Below are 15,651 nucleotides of genomic sequence, written 5' to 3' on the forward strand. Positions count from 1 at the left end.
GCCTAGCCCATACCAAGCACATTGTAACGTACCGCTAAGTGAATCAGCTCGACATCGCTTTCAATGTTCAATTTTGTAAAAATACGAGTACGGTAAGTACTCACGGTTTTAGGACTCACACATAGGTGCTCTGCAATTTCGTTGGATTTTTTGCAATCCACGATCATTTGAGCCACTTGCAATTCTCTGTCTGATAATTGTCCCAATGGCGAACCTTGCCCATCTATGGAAAACTTAGACAACGCCATTTTCTGAGCAATGCTTTTAGAAATATAGTGCTCGCCTTTAGACACCATTTGAATGGCCTCTAATAGCTCAGACGTATTGGTGCCTTTAGTAAGATAACCAGATGCTCCCGCTTCTAATAACTTCACTGGGTATAAATTGTCATCCAGCGCAGACAAAGCAATTATCTTGGTTTTCGGCAAAATGCGCTTTATTTCTTTGGTTGCACCTAAACCGCCGATTCCCGGCATATGCACGTCCATCAAAATGATATCAGGCAATAATAACTTGGACTGAATAATGGCCTCTTCACCGCTGTGCACAACACCTACTACCTCAACACCTTTTACATCCTGTAATACACGACTAATACCTTGGCTAACCACGTCATGGTCGTCAACAATCAATACTTTTAACATAACAACCTCACCAAAACTTTCCTACGCCTCGTGTCGATTTCTGCCTTACCTAGCATGAAATCGCCTATAGCATCCTGCTAATAAAAAATTATGTTATATAACAAATAGAAAAAACGCACCGTTATTCAGGCAGCTTTTCTTTATATCCCATTTCTAAGAGCTTTTTTTGACTAATTTCGCGATAACGAGCTCGCACGCCAGACCCGTGTGTTTTTTGGGTGTAATAAAGTAAAGGCGCGATCTGTTCTTCATCAACCGATAAGTCACTAGCAATCTTACTAGATAAATCTTTCACGCTTAGTGTTTGCTTATCTTCGATCATAATCACTTTTGGAATCACTAAGCGTTCTCCAGCAATCACTCGATCGACGATTTTTAAATAACTTTGCTCAAATAAAGGCCAAGTCACTCGTTCTTCTTCAGACTTTAATTTGTACCAACCAGCCTGAGACCCAGCAAAGAATACCGCATTATGACTCCATTTATATTGCAAAGGATCCGTTCGACAAGCACAAGCTTCAAGATATGCTGCACGTGGATCAGGCAAACCATAAGCTTTATAAGCGGTATTAATCAGTTTCAAAAAGTCTGCAATAGTTGGCGGCCATGTATGCTCTTCTTTTGTACGCTCTACTGCGTATGCCAACAACGGCTCTTGGAAACCTTTCAGTGCAATCGCCCATTCACGCTTGGCTAGCTTAACTTCATCTGTTGTACTGTAAGCCGAGGCAAATTTATGGGTATAAATGGCTTTAAAACGCGCGAACAACATATTAACCAAAATACGTGTTTGCTGCTCAGCCTCTGTCGGACCCGATTCACGACTAGCATTACCAGCATTAGCATATCCTGAGTTATTGTACCCTGAATTATTGTACCCTGGATTGCCAGAGCCATATTCACCAGTCTGTGTCGTGGATGTTGTTGAGGGCGTCGCTAACCTGCTCTCTAGAGGTTTTAGTAAATTTTGTACTGCCTGAGGTTCCTTCATATGAAGACCTATCCGATTGTTTGTATTGCCACTGACGTTTTACGTATTTAAAAAATTCGCTGTTCCAAGTTCTGACATTTTTTCGCTGCTCTTTGATTCTCAGCAAAAACTCCGTTTGCAAAGACAAGGCAAAATCACGGGCGATGCCAGCTTGGCCAATTTGCTCTAACGTCGCTTCTTCAGGTTGCCACTGATCAGGTTGTCGAGCACGCTCTTTTTGCTCCAAATACAAGTCAAAATCGGTGATACCTCGACGGTCATTCACCACTGGCGGAGATGGCGCTTGGTATTGTCGAACGGGTTGCTTCGCAGGATAGCTTTTAGGCTGCGGCGTGAATTCTTCAGTTTTCTCCCGAGACGCTTTGTGCAACCTATCCATTTTGCTCATCAAGGAATCGTCTTTAGCAGACGCTTCAGCAGCTGGTTTAATGGTTTGTGCCGCTTTTTGAGATGACGCTAAATGAATTTCGAGTATTTCTTCTTGCCGCTGAAAGCTCAATAGTTGGCTAATTTGTAAGTTCGCCAACAATCGCATCAACATAGGCACAGTCCAAAATGGCAGCTGAACACTAAGTCGACTCATTTCAACTCGTAAAGCATTGGAGCCAATAAGATAAGCCTGCTGCTTCAAAAAGGTCAATAATACGGTTTCTTCTAACCCTATCTGGGCTGCCATTGAAAATGATATCGGTAATGAATAGTCGTTATCCAACATAAATCTCGCTTCGCATATTTAGCATCACAGTCTATCAAAAGCCTTCCCCATTAGCACGAGAACCTTAAAGTAACCTTGCTATCAATACAGAATGACGCTTGCCATTTTCATTGACCATTAGACTTTAGCAATAGAAGGATTTTATTCACTAACAAAACAACTGCTAAGCAACTTTGACAGCGCTCAAAAACACTCCTATGCTCAAGTTGCGGCAATGCTTTTTATTCAACCCTCTCTCATACAGAACAACAGGATAACGATAGATTTATAAAAGACAAATTAATAGAGAGCGTTTGTCATTGCCAGTTCCGCGAACATCACTCAGGAGAAAAGTAGTATGCACACTACAAAAATTTCTGGACACCATATCGATGTAACCCCAGCCATAAAAGATCATATCAATGAAAAACTCAGCAAAATTTCGAAGCTTACAGACCAAATAACCTCGGTCAATGTCACTTTACTTAAGGACAACAAAAGTCAAAAAGCGGAAGCAATCGTACATATTCCAGGCAAAGAAATATTTGCCGCGGCCTCCTCTGAAGACAGATTATTTCACGCGATTGATGACATGGTTGACAAGTTAGCCAAGCAAATAGACAAATATAAAACCAAACAATCCAGTGCGAATCACAACCCTGTGACGACCCACTAGTTACCTAAAACCACTTAACTCTTCCTTCATTATTTTGAAAAAACACCGCGATTCTGCGGTGTTTTTCTGTATTTATACTTTAGATAAACAATCAAGCTTGAAGTTTGGAACTTTCAGCCGCATATTAAGTCTATTGATAGTCTTAAACCCTAAAGGAGTAATCTCATGCGTTACACAGAAGCCCTTTCGACACATTCGTCACAAGCGGCAAACAAAACGCTCCGCAATACTTACGGACTGTTGTCGCTTACCCTATTGTTCAGCGCCTTCACTGCGGGCATGAGCATGGCTTTCAACTTACCCCATCCTGGCCTAATTATTACTCTAGTAGGCTTTTATGGTTTGCTTTTCCTAACACACAAATTTAAGAACAGTTCTGCGGGTCTTCTTTGTGTATTTGCATTAACTGGATTTATGGGCATTACCCTTGGGCCTATATTAAGCATGTACATGAATATGCCTGGCGGCGGCAGCTTGATCATGAGCGCATTAGGCATCACTGGCCTATCTTTCCTAGGCTTATCTGCTTATGCACTTATTTCGAAGAAAGACTTCAGCTTCCTTAACGGATTCATCACTGTTGGTTTCTTTGTTTTATTGTTCGCGGTGATTGCTGGTATTTTCATTAAAATGCCTGCGCTACAAATTTTCATCTCTGCTGGTTTTGCGCTTTTCTCTGCGGCGGTTATTTTGCTGCAAACGAGCCAAATCGTACGTGGCGGTGAAACTAACTACATAGTTGCAACAGTGACTCTGTATGTTTCCCTATACAACATGTTCCTAAGCGTATTGTCTCTTCTTGGTATGTCTCGCGATTAATCATCCGCCACACCAATACGAAAAGGCCGCTGACTGCGGCCTTTTTTATGTGTAAAATTTGCTGCATCTCATACCAAGGTCATTTTTGATGCAATACACTCTGCTCATCACTGGTTCCCCATATCAAAGCAAGGCTTGCCACACAGCGCTTCGCTTTATCCGTGCCGCTCTAAATAAATACCCTGACAGTATAAAAGGCGTATTTTTTTATGAAGACGCCGTGCTTATTGGCAACCAGACAGCACAGCCACCAAGAGATGAAATCAACCTAACCAAAGCTTGGCAAGAAATAGCAGAACAACACAAAGTCCCTTTGTATTTGTGCATTGCCGCTGCGGTAAGACGCGGCATCATTAACGAAAGTGAAAGCCGTCGTTATGAGTTAGAGCAACACACTCTTGCAGAGCACTTCCAGCTAGAAGGCTTGGGCACACTCGTTGATTTAATGAATACCACGAATAAAATCATTCAGTTTAGGTAACCTTATGAAACACACCTTAATTCACCTAAACTCCAGCCCTTATTCCAGCTTAGCTTGCAAAGAAGGCTTAGATCTTGCTTTGGTTCTGGCCACCTTTGAACAGCCTGTCGATTTGTGTCTGTCTGGCGCCGCTCTCGCGATTTTGACGGATAATCAAGACCCAACAGCAGAGCAAGGTAAAAACCTACATAAGCTGCTAGCTGGGCTAGAATTTTATGATATTGAAAACATCTATGTAGAAAAAGCTAATACATGGATTGAAGACAATCCAACGTGGCAAGGTGTTCATTCTCTTGATGGTGCCGAATGGCAGACATTGTTCTCACAATACCAACAGGTTTTCCGGTTTTAATTATGCGACTTCACCAAATAAATCAACTCGATTACCCAGCAACGTTAGAAACCACTTGGCAAAATAGCGTGCAGGCTGGCGACCAAATATTGCTGATTGAAGAAGGCTTTTTAAGACTGATTCAGCACGCCAACACAATGCAAACGCTGGCCGAAGAAAAACACGCCGAAATCTATTATCTACAAAGCGATGCAACGGCTTATGGCTTATCACCACAATTAGGCACCGCTCTCTCAGAAGAAGAATGGGTCGATTTAACCTTTACTGCCGAAGCGAACATTAGTTGGTAATCAATATGACAGACAATACAGTAGTTTTAGACGAAGAAGGTTACTTGCTCAATCTACAAGACTGGACACCAGAGCTTGCCAATCAACTGGCGCAAGATGTTGACGTTGAACTCACGGATGCTCATTGGGAAATTATTCATTTGTTGCGCGACTTCTATAAAGAATTTGAAGTCTCTCCTGCCATGCGACCACTGGTAAAAGCGGTATCAAAAAAACTAGGCGCAGAAAAAGGACGCAGCATTTATCTAATGACGCTTTTCCCCGGCAGCCCGCCTAAGTTAGCAGCAAAGATTGCTGGCCTTCCAAAACCAGCAAATTGTTTATAAAAGGACATAAATTTTTAACACAATAAAACGGAGCCATATTTAGGCTCCGTTTTATTTGAACGCTTTAAACAATAAACAAATTTAGTACTTACCGTACCACTCTAATTTCTTCTGCAAGGTCACAACCTCACCAATTATCAATAATGCTGGCGATTTCGCTTCATTCACCACGGACACTTCATAGACATCTTGAATGGTGGACGTAAAAACACGCTGCTCACTGGTTGTGCCTTTTTCAACAATTGCCACCGGCATGAATGGACTCATACCAAAGCGTATCAACGACTGAGAGATGTCTTTAAGGCCTGTTAAGCCCATATAAATGACCAAGGTTTGCGCTGGATGCACCAACTCTTCCCAAGGTAACTCTGTCGTGCCGTCTTTCAAATGACCTGTGAGAAATCGAACCGACTGAGCATAATCGCGATGCGTTAAAGGTATCCCAGCATAAGCCGCGCAACCGGCTGCTGCAGTAACACCTGGAACCACTTCAAAAGGCACGCCCTCTTCAATTAATTCCTCAAGCTCTTCACCACCACGCCCAAATATAAAAGGATCGCCGCCTTTTAAACGTACTACCATGTGGCCTTCTTTGGCCTTGGCAGCAAGCAGGCTATTAATCTCTTCTTGCGGAAGGCTATGCAAAGACTTGGCTTTACCCACATACATTTTTTCTGCTGACTCAGGAATTAGCTCAATAATTTCTTTGCCAACCAAGCGATCATACAAAACCACATCAGCCATTTTTAATAAACGATATGCTTTTAACGTCAATAACTCAGGATCACCTGGACCCGCACCAATCAAATAGACCTTGCCCGTCATAACTTCCAATATCCACTCATACAAAAAAAGCCTCCATTGAGGCTTTTTTATTAGAAAATTTAGCTTACGCTTTTTTCAAAACGGTCTTACCGCCCATATAAGGCACTAACACATCAGGAACACGCACACTACCATCAGCATTTTGATAGTTTTCAAGTACGGCAACTAACGTACGACCTACAGCCAAACCTGAACCATTCAAGGTATGTGCCAATTCTGGACGTCCTGTTTCTGGGTTACGCCAGCGCGCTTGCATACGCCGAGCTTGGAAATCCCACATATTTGAGCAAGAAGAAATCTCACGGTACTTACCTTGACCTGGCAACCACACTTCAATGTCGTAAGTTTTGTGTGCAGAGAAACCAAGGTCCCCACCACACAAGATCACAGTTCGGTAAGGAAGCTCTAGTTTCTTCAAAATCACTTCAGCGTGACCAACAAGCTCTTCAAGTACTTGTTCAGAAATATCTGGACGACAAACATGAACTAGCTCAACTTTTTCAAACTGATGCTGACGAATCATGCCACGAGTATCGCGACCATAGCTGCCAGCTTCACTGCGGAAACAAGGTGTATGAGCAACAAATTTCTTGTGCAAATCAGCGTCATTTAAAATTTCATCGCGCACCAAGTTCGTCACTGGCACTTCTGCAGTTGGAATCAGGTAAAGATCGTTATTTCCGCTGTCTTTATCCACTGGCACTTTAAACAAATCTGCTTCGAACTTAGGTAGCTGACCTGTTCCTTTTAGGGAATGAGCGTTTACCAAGTAAGGTACATACACTTCAGTGTAACCATGCAAATCAGCATGCGTGTTGATCATAAACTGAGTCAAAGCACGATGTAGGCGCGCCAAATCAGAATGCATAACAGCAAAACGAGAACCGGTAATTTTTACCGCCGCTTCGAAATCCAGCATCTCCATTGCTTCACCTAGATCCACATGGTCTTTTGGCTCAAAATCGAATTGCTTAGGCGTACCCCAACGACGAACTTCTACGTTGTCGTCTTCAGTCTTACCTTCTGGTACAGATGCATGAGGAAGGTTTGGAATACCTTCTAGCAAGCTTTCCAATTCTTCTTGAACTTGTGTCAGCTGTGCTTTAGCCGCTTCAAGATCATCACCTAGCGTTGCTGTTTGTGATTTTAACTCAGCCGCTTTGTCTTTATCGCCAGACTTCATTGCCTGACCAATCTCTTTGGACACTGAATTTCGGGCTTGTTGCAGCTGCTCAGTTTCTACTTGAATGGCTTTACGACGCTCTTCTAAGGAAGAAAAAGTCGCCACATCCAACTCGTAGCCTTTCTTTTTAAGTTGAGCCGCAATGGCTTCTGGGTCAGCGCGTAATGCTTTAATGTCTAACATCTGGGCAACAATATCCTTCAATCAGTGTGTATAAATAAATTAGGGTGTCTTCAAACAATAACAGGGATCAAAAAAAACGAGTAACGGCCATACCAGCCGCTAAACCAGCAATCCCTAAAACACAACTCAATAATAAATAGCTTACAGCACTTAGCCAAGCCTGCATGTTAATAAGAGAGACAATTTCCAAAGAAAAAGTAGAAAAAGTGGTAAATGCCCCTAAAAAACCAACCATAATCAGAGGCCGATACGGTTCAAGGGATGGCATGCGTTCGCTTATCACTACAAACGCCACGCCCATCAACACACAACCTAGTACATTAATTAGCATAGTGGCGAAAGGAAAATGATGATTCCAGTAGATATTGACCCATCTCGTCATACCATAACGGCTTAATGCGCCAAACGCACCACCAATGGCAATCATAAAATACATCATTCTTCATCCCCTTGAGCTAAGCCTTGCGAAAAAGAGTCATAACGTTGTAATGGGCTGTGATTATCTAAATCAGACAACCAAGCAAGCTTGTCATTGATTCTTTTCTCTAGGCCGCGATCTGTCGGCTGATAATAACGCATATTGACCAATTCTTCTGGCATATAGTTTTCACCGGCGGCGTAAGCATGCTCTTCATTATGAGCATAGCGATACTCATCGCCGTGCCCCATGCTTTTCGCCAAGGAGGTAGGTGCATTACGCAGATGTGCTGGCACTTCATAACTGGGTTGTGCCGCGACATCAGACATTGCTTGATTAAAGGCTTTATAAACTGCATTACTCTTAGGTGCGCACGCCATGTATACAGCAGCTTGTGCAATAGCACGATTCCCTTCACCCGGACCAACTCGCTCAAAGACATCCCAAGCGTTTAAGCCGATTTGCAAGGCTCGCGGATCCGCATTACCAATATCTTCTGATGCAATAGCTAGTAAGCGACGCGCTATGTACAAAGGATCACAGCCACCATCGAGCATACGCGCCATCCAATATAAGGCACCATCAGGCGAAGAGCCACGAACGGATTTATGAAACGCAGAGATTTGATCGTAAAATACATCGCCTTTACGATCAAAACGACGAACACTGCCACCCAGCACATCTTCCAACTGCTCTTGAGTCACCTTACTTCCTGGCTCCACAAGATCAGATAATATCTCTAAGAAATTAAGGCCTCGACGAATATCACCATCAGCGGCTTGAGCCAATACAGACAGAAAGTAATCGTCTATTTGAAAACCACTTTCTTGAGAGTAGGCGGCAATGCCTTGTTCGTGATTTTTCAAGGCTCGCACAAGCACAAGCTTAACCTCATCTGCGCTCGGTGTTTTCAAGCGATAAACACGCGCTCTAGATAGCAATGCAGAATTCAATTCAAAGGCTGGGTTTTCCGTGGTTGCACCGATAAACAAAAAGGTGCCATCTTCAATGAAGGGCAAAAAAGCGTCTTGCTGTGACTTATTAAAACGATGCACTTCATCGACAAACAAAACCGTCTGAGTGCCGCTCATCTGACGCAGATTTTTTGCTTGATCTACCGCCGCTCGAATTTCTTTAACGCCAGACATGACAGCTGAGATTTCAATAAACTGCGCATCTAATGCGTGAGATAAAAGCTGAGCAAAAGTGGTCTTCCCTACTCCCGGAGGACCCCACAGAATAAAAGAATGGCAATGACCTGTTTCCACCATTCTTCGCAACGGCTTTCCCGGACCAACCAAGTGCGACTGCCCGATGTAGTCATCGAGACTAGCAGGTCGCATTCTGGCTGCCAGAGGCTGATAAGCCCCTGTTGGCATGTCCGAAAAAAGATCCTTCATTACTGACCTTCTACAATCACATCCACGTTAGCAGGCAAATCTAAGACAAAATTTTCTTTCGCCACGCCTTCATGTGTCTCAACATTTTTAAACTCAATCACAGTTGTTTGTCCTAGCGCATCCAAGATACTCATCGCGCTAATCACTTTATTACGAAAAGACAGAGTCAATGTTTGAAATAAGTCTTGATCCTCTTTCGGCGCTAAACGAAATTTTTCATCGCCAAGCGTTGTCACATTGTAGTGTGGAAGCACTTCTGCCGCTGGCTGCCCCAACAATGCAGCTGGAGAATTGCCTACCGCACCAGACAAAGGCTTCTTCGTCGCTTGCTCTAAATCCACATCCCAAACGGTAATATATTTACCATCAGAAATAATACGCTGAGCAAAAGGCGTCACGCTATCCCAAACAAATTGATTAGGCTTTGCAAGAAGAAAAATACCTTCACTTACTTGCAGCTGCTTACCTTTTTCATCATAAGTGACTTGTCGAAACTCACCTTCAATATTACGGTTCAACTCTAACAAACTTTCTATCGAGCTGGTTGCATCGGCTGCTTGTACCATCGCTGTCTGAAAAACCGTTACGATAGTAAACATAGCCATAGTGACTAATTTATTTAACAAGTTGCATCTCCATAAAAACATTAAAAATAAGAGTTCCGAAAAACAAGAACTCTTGAACCATCATTCTTTATTCTGGAATCAAAATATCACGCTGTCCGTTGGTCCCCATTGGGCCAACTAGACCAGCAGCTTCCATCGATTCAACCAAGTTAGCCGCTCTGTTGTAACCTATTTTTAATCGCCGCTGAATAGAGGATATCGAAGCTTTACGCGTTTCAATGACAATTTTCACAGCATCATCATAAAGTGCATCTTTATCTTCTCCACCGCCGTCCGTCATGAGATCTTCAGGGTTCACTACCACATCCTGGATATAGTCTGGTTCACCTCGTTTTTTCCACTCTTCAACCACGGCATGTACTTCTTCATCAGATACAAAGGCACCATGCACACGAATTGGAGTTGGCAAACCTGCGGGTAGATACAACATATCACCCATACCCAAAAGCTGATCTGCACCGCCTTGATCAAGAATCGTTCGGGAGTCAATTTTCGAAGAAACCTGGAATGCCATACGGGTTGGAATGTTCGCTTTTATCAAGCCAGTAATAACATCCACTGAAGGTCGTTGTGTCGCGAGAATTAAGTGAATCCCTGCAGCACGCGCCTTCTGTGCAATACGAGCGATTAGTTCTTCCACTTTTTTGCCGACAATCATCATCATGTCGGCAAATTCATCAACGATAATTACAATGTAAGGCAAAGGCTCTAAATGTGGCACAGTGCGAGCGACACCATCTTCTGAGAACATGGCCATTTCAGGCTGCCATAATGGATCTTGAATTGGCTTACCCGCTTCAATAGCATCACGTACTTTTTTGTTGTAACCCGCTATATTCCGTACACCAAGCTTTGACATCAATTTATAGCGACGTTCCATTTCATCTACCGACCAACGCAAACCATTGGCGGCATCTTTCATGTCAGTAATAACTGGCGTCAACAGATGAGGGATACCTTCATAAATCGACAACTCCAGCATTTTAGGGTCGACCATGATCATACGCACTTCATTGGGTGTCGACTTCAGCAACATACTTAAAATCATTGCGTTAACACCAACCGACTTACCCGAACCTGTGGTACCAGCTACCAGCACGTGAGGCATTTTTGCTAAATCGACAACAACAGGCTCACCAGAAATATCGTGACCAAGCGATAAAGTAAGCGGCGAAGAAGATCGATCGTAGGCGTCACAGTTTATTACTTCAGCAAAATATACAGTATCGCGAACCTGATTAGGAATCTCGATCCCGATAGTCGATTTACCAGCAATCACCTCCACCACTCGCACACTCATCACACTCAAAGAACGCGCAAGGTCTTTAGCTAAATTGGTAATACGGGAAACTTTCACACCTGGTGCTGGCTGAATCTCAAAGCGAGTAATAACAGGGCCAGGGTTAACTTCAACCACATCAGCTTTTACCCCAAAGTCTTGCAAGCGCTGCTCTAGCAACTCAGATAGCGCCAACAATTCATCTTCTGAATAGCCACCCTGCTTAGGCTTAGGAGTAGTTAATACCGAGCGATCTGGTAACGAATAAGCCTCTATTTTTTTGTTACTGTCTACTTCATCTGCATAAGGACCACTAAGGGAATCTAGCTGTTTAGCTTCAGACAGAGTACGAAATGCAGGTTTATGTGCTGGAGGAATCGTCGAAGGCTGTTTATCATCATTAAACAGCATGGCATCAGCTTGCTCTTTAGAAATACTTGAGGGAACAACCTCTTGCTTATCCTCATCCTCCCATTCAAAAGGCTTCGCTGCTGCTGTTTGTTTAGGTTGAGCAATCTTGTCTTGTGCCGAGTCATCATGTTTTGCTGACCAAGACTCTTCGATATAAAGAGTATCGCCAAAATTGGCGTCTTTATCATCAAAGGATAGGTCGTCAACAGACAAATCATCTAAACCTCCAAACGCAGGCTCTTCATGAGTGATTGACAAATCCGATGGCGATTCATCTGCTTTAGCCGATTTAAATCTTGAAAACAGAGAAGGCAAACGAAACCTCGATTTCTTACCTTCCTCTAGATGAGATTCCTCACCTAATGAATCTTCAAATAAAACGTTAGCATTTGACTGCTCTTTAACGACAGGCTCAACTTTCGTCGGTTCAATAGAAGCTTTTCTTCTCTTTCTGACAATAGCAGGCTCCTCTGCTTCATCAGCCATATCAACACTATCAGTAGCACTGGCTTTTTTACTGGCTTTTGCTTCACGGCTATTCGCCCATTTTTGGCGAACATACATAACAAAGGTGTAAGCCCTCTCACCTAAACCGTCCATCACCCCTAACCAATGAACTTGAGATAATAAAGTAAAAGACAAAATCACCAAAGCCAAACTAACTAAGGTTGCACCATCATAACCAATAAAGCCATACAACAAGATCCCAAGGCCACGCCCCAATATCCCACCAGTACCATATTGCAATGAAGGCTCACCAACCGTATGTAAAAAACATAAAACAGAGCCAAATGATAAATATAAGATGCTACCAACAGTACAAAGCAAAGCGTTATTAAGTGGTAACAAAGAGTGTGGGTTACGCCATATAATTATAGCAACCCAGAAAAACAAAGGAGGCAAAGAATAAAACAAAGATCCAAAAAAGCCAGATGCTAAATCAGCAAGAATGGCACCGATTGGCCCCATAGAGTTTTGAGTTGCAGCGCCGCTACCTGAATAAAACCAACCAGCATCATCTGGGTTGTAGGTATAGGTCGCCAAACCAAAGAAGAATAAAAATAACAAAGCCGCAATAAATGCCGCTTGCTTGGCAAACATATCCCAAATTGGTGATCGTACCGACTCACTCATTTTTTCTGACAAAACGCGCCTTCCTATCTTATGCTAATCAAAACAAAACATGCCCCATACAGCTGAGTCATAAGTTCGCTAAGCTTACCATAAAAAAAGCCAACCCAAAGGGCTGGCTTTCGCTTTTACTAAGAAAGGCTTTCTTTATGAAGAAAAGTCTTAGAAGAAAACTTTAACACCAACAGTAGTTTGCTCTGCGCCATTTGTATCAGAACGAGCAGCTAGATCACCAGCGTAGTTTTTCACGTAGTAAGTCAAATCACCAGCTACATATTCAGCAATGAAATAAGTACCATCTGGCTTACCAGTAGATTCTAGATCTTGAGAGTACTCTAGAGTAAGAGTCAATGCATCTGTAGCAGCTAAAGCAACAGAAGCTGTTACTTGCTCAACATCTGTAGTTGTTGTAGTACCTTTCTCGCCAACACCGTAGTTCAAAGACAAAGTTGCAGGACCTGCAACAGTCTGAACACCAACGTTAACTGCGTTTGCATCACCTACAACACCACCAGAAAGACCAGCTTTAAATGCACCAAAATCCATAACATAAGATGCAGCAAAACCAATTTCAGATTTCTTAGCGTCTACAGCCGCAACAGATTCATCAGCAGCTGTAGCTGGATCATCTGCTACTGCAGAAACAGCTTTAACAGAGTTAGTTGCTTCCACGGCAATAGTTAGCTCAGGAGTTACTTTATAGCGGATACCTGTGTTATCTGTATCGCCTGCAGCGGTTTTAAGATCTACACCACCAAAAAGCTCATCCATACCCATGAAAGAACCAGTTGCAACAGTACCGTCAAAACGACCGAAAGAAACAGCGCCTTGTTTCACGTACAGTTTTTCCATGCCGATCTTAGTGCCTTCGTCTACACCAGTAGTTTTCACTTCAAGCTCAGCGTAAACAATACCAGTATCAACGTGCAGCTCTAGTTCACCAAGATCAGTACCATCAGCAAGATCTTTAACGGCTTTAGAATCACCGTTGTAGGTAGTGTATTCAACACCAGCCTCACCAGTGATGATAGCATCAGCAGCGAAAGTAGCAGTAGAAACAGCAGCCGCAACAGCAGTTACCGCAAACACAGAAGCAAGTTTAATCGCTTTCATTCAAGATTCCCCTTTATATTATATAATATGGTCTTGTAGACCTATCGATCGATTTTCATCTAACCAAGAAACGTTGTTAAATCAACGACTCATGTATCTTAAAACCTATCAGTTTCACTTTCATGACAGTTGTCAAAAAAGCAAATATCTTGTAGTTCCGAATACCGTATTCGACTTATCTTTTCGAATTACTGTTTAGGACTGCACCGATTAAAACCAAGTTTTCCATTACGGGTCAAGCACTCCTTGCACTTTTTTTCTTTTTTTTTTCATTTTGCTCCCTTTTTTGGACAAAAAACACCCAACAAAAGCCTTAAAGAACATTTTTCTTAAGTTATTCATGCACATTAAAGACAATTAAGAATAACATTGTGTCAATAAGTAGCAAGAACAATATCTTTTCTTGCTCAATCTTAATTATCGGTGCACAGCTTTTTTTCTTTAGTTTTTTTAATAAAAAACATCCAAAGATAGTTTTTATGATTAAAAAAACTATAATCAGTAAATAAAAATGATCCGTAAAAAAACTGGGAACACAATCACCTCATGTCAGCTTCCACTAACAGTGAAAAGCACGAACTCATATTACTATCAGAGTCACCGTACGACACACCAAACCCAAACAAAGCACTAGACGACCCCGAAGGGTTATCCGCCATCGGTGGAGACCTTTCTTCAACACGATTACTCCATCTCTACAGCAAAGGTTTTTTCCCTTGGTTTAGTGATCCTGATCCTATTTTGTGGTGGCATCCTGAACAAAGATGCACACTCAATCCAGATCACTTCCATATTTCAAAATCGCTAAAAAAAGCGATAAAAAAAGATCAATGGCTATTTTCTGTCAATCAAGAGTTTGAGTCCGTAATCGGCTATTGCTCGGCCCTTCGAGCCGACAAGGAAGGTACTTGGATATCAAAAGACATTAAAAATGCTTACACCAAATTACACAAATTAGGCTATGCACACTCCATTGAAATTTGGCAGAAAAATAAACTCGTAGGCGGGTTTTACGGCATAGCAATGGGCAATATGTTTTTTGGTGAATCTATGTTTTCACTCGTTCCAAATGCATCAAAAATAGCCCTAAAAACATTCTGCGAACTAACCAAGGGCTGCGGAATTGAGTTGATAGACTGCCAAGTAGAATCGGATCATTTACTGTCTCTAGGCGCAAAAAAAATGCCCAGAGAAGATTTCTGTGATGTTTTAGAACAACTCATCCCAAACATAAAAAAGAACTCAGTTCTCATAAGTATTGGCAAAAAACCTGAAAAACAACCGATTTAGCTCAAAAATAGACACCATGAAAACGCAACTAGGTTTGCCTTACGCTGCGTTTTTAGGCAAAATACGCTCGATCAAAATTCAGACGTCGCTAAATACACAATCATGATTAAGCTATTTAGCGCTCAATTGACCAAAGAGGAACATCTTTCCTCTTCGTCTGCAGACCTCCTCTTAGGTATGGTCGGCGTCTACTAAATAATAGTAAGTTAACACCATAGGACACATATTGTGGCAAAAGAAGAAGGCTTAGAAATGGAGGGCACTATCATTGATACGTTGCCTAATACCATGTTCCGTGTCGAACTAGAAAACGGACACGTTGTAATTGCACATATCTCTGGAAAAATGCGTAAAAACTACATCCGCATTTTGACTGGCGATAAGGTAAAAGTTGAATTAACACCTTACGATCTTTCAAAAGGCCGTATCGTTTACCGCGCACGTTAATTTAAGCAACCCAGCATGGGCAGCTTAAATTGATGACATAAAAAAACCGGACCAAGTCCGGTTTTTTTATGT

Annotated in this window: 18 protein-coding genes; 8 read left to right on the plus strand and 10 right to left on the minus strand. The window is 42.3% G+C overall.

Annotated features, from left to right (window positions below):
- Positions 1-2: 2 nt before the first annotated feature.
- From BUA59_RS17495 to BUA59_RS17505, 3 genes are all read right to left on the minus strand, one after another.
- Entirely contained in the window at positions 3-644 is a 642-nt protein-coding gene (locus tag BUA59_RS17495; RefSeq protein ID WP_072840964.1) for a response regulator, read from the minus strand.
- A 121-nt stretch (positions 645-765) separates the two neighbouring features.
- Entirely contained in the window at positions 766-1,635 is an 870-nt protein-coding gene (locus tag BUA59_RS17500) for a replication protein P (RefSeq protein WP_245813176.1), read from the minus strand.
- On the minus strand, positions 1,544-2,350 hold the full coding sequence (locus BUA59_RS17505) for a DnaT-like ssDNA-binding domain-containing protein (protein WP_072840966.1): 807 nt from the start codon (positions 2,348-2,350) through the stop codon (positions 1,544-1,546). Before BUA59_RS17505 ends, BUA59_RS17500 begins: the two co-directional genes overlap by 92 nt.
- A gap of 337 nt (positions 2,351-2,687) precedes the next feature.
- Between BUA59_RS17505 and hpf the strand changes: the two genes are divergently transcribed.
- The 6 genes from hpf (at position 2,688) to BUA59_RS17535 (ending at position 5,273) form a co-directional block, all read left to right on the plus strand.
- Complete coding sequence (hpf, locus tag BUA59_RS17510; RefSeq protein ID WP_072840967.1) at positions 2,688-3,005, plus strand: ribosome hibernation-promoting factor, HPF/YfiA family; 318 nt, start codon at positions 2,688-2,690, stop codon at positions 3,003-3,005.
- A 165-nt stretch (positions 3,006-3,170) separates the two neighbouring features.
- On the plus strand, positions 3,171-3,824 hold the full coding sequence (locus BUA59_RS17515) for a Bax inhibitor-1/YccA family protein (RefSeq protein ID WP_072840968.1): 654 nt from the start codon (positions 3,171-3,173) through the stop codon (positions 3,822-3,824).
- Between the two features lie 88 nt (positions 3,825-3,912).
- On the plus strand, positions 3,913-4,305 hold the full coding sequence (tusD, locus tag BUA59_RS17520; protein ID WP_072840969.1) for a sulfurtransferase complex subunit TusD: 393 nt from the start codon (positions 3,913-3,915) through the stop codon (positions 4,303-4,305).
- Between the two features lie 4 nt (positions 4,306-4,309).
- The gene (locus BUA59_RS17525; RefSeq protein ID WP_072840970.1) at positions 4,310-4,657 is read left to right on the plus strand and encodes a DsrE family protein; all 348 of its coding nucleotides are present in this window, start codon (positions 4,310-4,312) and stop codon (positions 4,655-4,657) included.
- 2 nt (positions 4,658-4,659) lie between these two features.
- Positions 4,660-4,947, plus strand: a complete 288-nt coding sequence (locus BUA59_RS17530; protein WP_072840971.1) for a DsrH/TusB family sulfur metabolism protein — start codon at positions 4,660-4,662, stop codon at positions 4,945-4,947.
- Between the two features lie 5 nt (positions 4,948-4,952).
- Positions 4,953-5,273 (plus strand): TusE/DsrC/DsvC family sulfur relay protein, encoded by a 321-nt coding sequence (locus BUA59_RS17535; RefSeq protein WP_072840972.1) that lies wholly within the window; start codon positions 4,953-4,955, stop codon positions 5,271-5,273.
- Between the two features lie 81 nt (positions 5,274-5,354).
- On the opposite strand, the gene cobA is transcribed toward BUA59_RS17535, so the two are convergent.
- The 7 genes from cobA to BUA59_RS17570 form a co-directional block, all read right to left on the minus strand.
- On the minus strand, positions 5,355-6,122 hold the full coding sequence (gene cobA, locus BUA59_RS17540) for a uroporphyrinogen-III C-methyltransferase (protein WP_245813177.1): 768 nt from the start codon (positions 6,120-6,122) through the stop codon (positions 5,355-5,357).
- Between the two features lie 40 nt (positions 6,123-6,162).
- A complete protein-coding gene (gene serS, locus BUA59_RS17545; RefSeq protein ID WP_072840973.1) occupies positions 6,163-7,464 on the minus strand; it encodes a serine--tRNA ligase in 1,302 nt (433 codons plus the stop codon).
- Positions 7,465-7,531: 67 nt separating this feature from the next.
- Positions 7,532-7,903: a fluoride efflux transporter CrcB gene (crcB, locus tag BUA59_RS17550; protein ID WP_072840974.1), complete on the minus strand. Its 372-nt coding sequence runs from the start codon at positions 7,901-7,903 to the stop codon at positions 7,532-7,534.
- Positions 7,900-9,282, minus strand: coding sequence for a replication-associated recombination protein A (locus BUA59_RS17555; protein WP_072840975.1), 1,383 nt, complete (start codon positions 9,280-9,282; stop codon positions 7,900-7,902). The genes crcB and BUA59_RS17555 overlap by 4 nt, the downstream gene beginning before the upstream one ends.
- Complete coding sequence (gene lolA, locus BUA59_RS17560) at positions 9,282-9,908, minus strand: outer membrane lipoprotein periplasmic chaperone LolA (RefSeq protein ID WP_232728918.1); 627 nt, start codon at positions 9,906-9,908, stop codon at positions 9,282-9,284. Before lolA ends, BUA59_RS17555 begins: the two co-directional genes overlap by 1 nt.
- 67 nt (positions 9,909-9,975) lie before the next feature.
- A complete protein-coding gene (locus BUA59_RS17565; protein WP_072841050.1) occupies positions 9,976-12,732 on the minus strand; it encodes an FtsK/SpoIIIE family DNA translocase in 2,757 nt (918 codons plus the stop codon).
- 159 nt (positions 12,733-12,891) lie between these two features.
- On the minus strand, positions 12,892-13,842 hold the full coding sequence (locus BUA59_RS17570; RefSeq protein ID WP_072840977.1) for a hypothetical protein: 951 nt from the start codon (positions 13,840-13,842) through the stop codon (positions 12,892-12,894).
- A gap of 546 nt (positions 13,843-14,388) precedes the next feature.
- Here BUA59_RS17570 and aat point away from each other — a divergent pair.
- Together aat and infA are read left to right on the plus strand one after the other, a co-directional pair.
- Positions 14,389-15,132 (plus strand): leucyl/phenylalanyl-tRNA--protein transferase, encoded by a 744-nt coding sequence (gene aat / locus BUA59_RS17575; protein ID WP_072840978.1) that lies wholly within the window; start codon positions 14,389-14,391, stop codon positions 15,130-15,132.
- 228 nt (positions 15,133-15,360) lie between these two features.
- Positions 15,361-15,579, plus strand: coding sequence for a translation initiation factor IF-1 (gene infA / locus BUA59_RS17580; RefSeq protein WP_012070936.1), 219 nt, complete (start codon positions 15,361-15,363; stop codon positions 15,577-15,579).
- Positions 15,580-15,651 lie beyond the last annotated feature (72 nt).

Origin of the sequence: Marinomonas polaris DSM 16579 (assembly GCF_900129155.1) — a bacterium.
GTDB lineage: Bacteria > Pseudomonadota > Gammaproteobacteria > Pseudomonadales > Marinomonadaceae > Marinomonas > Marinomonas polaris.

Excerpts from the sequence above, each read along its gene's own strand:
- BUA59_RS17535 (WP_072840972.1), top strand. The coding sequence starts at position 4,953 with ATGACAGACAATACAGTAGTTTTAGACGAAGAAGGTTACTTGCTCAAT.
- BUA59_RS17525 (WP_072840970.1), top strand. The coding sequence starts at position 4,310 with ATGAAACACACCTTAATTCACCTAAACTCCAGCCCTTATTCCAGCTTA.
- BUA59_RS17515 (WP_072840968.1), top strand. The coding sequence starts at position 3,171 with ATGCGTTACACAGAAGCCCTTTCGACACATTCGTCACAAGCGGCAAAC.
- BUA59_RS17500 (WP_245813176.1), bottom strand. The coding sequence starts at position 1,635 with ATGAAGGAACCTCAGGCAGTACAAAATTTACTAAAACCTCTAGAGAGC.
- serS (WP_072840973.1), bottom strand. The coding sequence starts at position 7,464 with ATGTTAGACATTAAAGCATTACGCGCTGACCCAGAAGCCATTGCGGCT.
- BUA59_RS17505 (WP_072840966.1), bottom strand. The coding sequence starts at position 2,350 with ATGTTGGATAACGACTATTCATTACCGATATCATTTTCAATGGCAGCC.
- BUA59_RS17495 (WP_072840964.1), bottom strand. The coding sequence starts at position 644 with ATGTTAAAAGTATTGATTGTTGACGACCATGACGTGGTTAGCCAAGGT.
- aat (WP_072840978.1), top strand. The coding sequence starts at position 14,389 with ATGTCAGCTTCCACTAACAGTGAAAAGCACGAACTCATATTACTATCA.
- tusD (WP_072840969.1), top strand. The coding sequence starts at position 3,913 with ATGCAATACACTCTGCTCATCACTGGTTCCCCATATCAAAGCAAGGCT.
- BUA59_RS17530 (WP_072840971.1), top strand. The coding sequence starts at position 4,660 with ATGCGACTTCACCAAATAAATCAACTCGATTACCCAGCAACGTTAGAA.
- BUA59_RS17555 (WP_072840975.1), bottom strand. The coding sequence starts at position 9,282 with ATGAAGGATCTTTTTTCGGACATGCCAACAGGGGCTTATCAGCCTCTG.
- BUA59_RS17565 (WP_072841050.1), bottom strand. The coding sequence starts at position 12,732 with ATGAGTGAGTCGGTACGATCACCAATTTGGGATATGTTTGCCAAGCAA.
- BUA59_RS17570 (WP_072840977.1), bottom strand. The coding sequence starts at position 13,842 with ATGAAAGCGATTAAACTTGCTTCTGTGTTTGCGGTAACTGCTGTTGCG.
- hpf (WP_072840967.1), top strand. The coding sequence starts at position 2,688 with ATGCACACTACAAAAATTTCTGGACACCATATCGATGTAACCCCAGCC.
- crcB (WP_072840974.1), bottom strand. The coding sequence starts at position 7,903 with ATGATGTATTTTATGATTGCCATTGGTGGTGCGTTTGGCGCATTAAGC.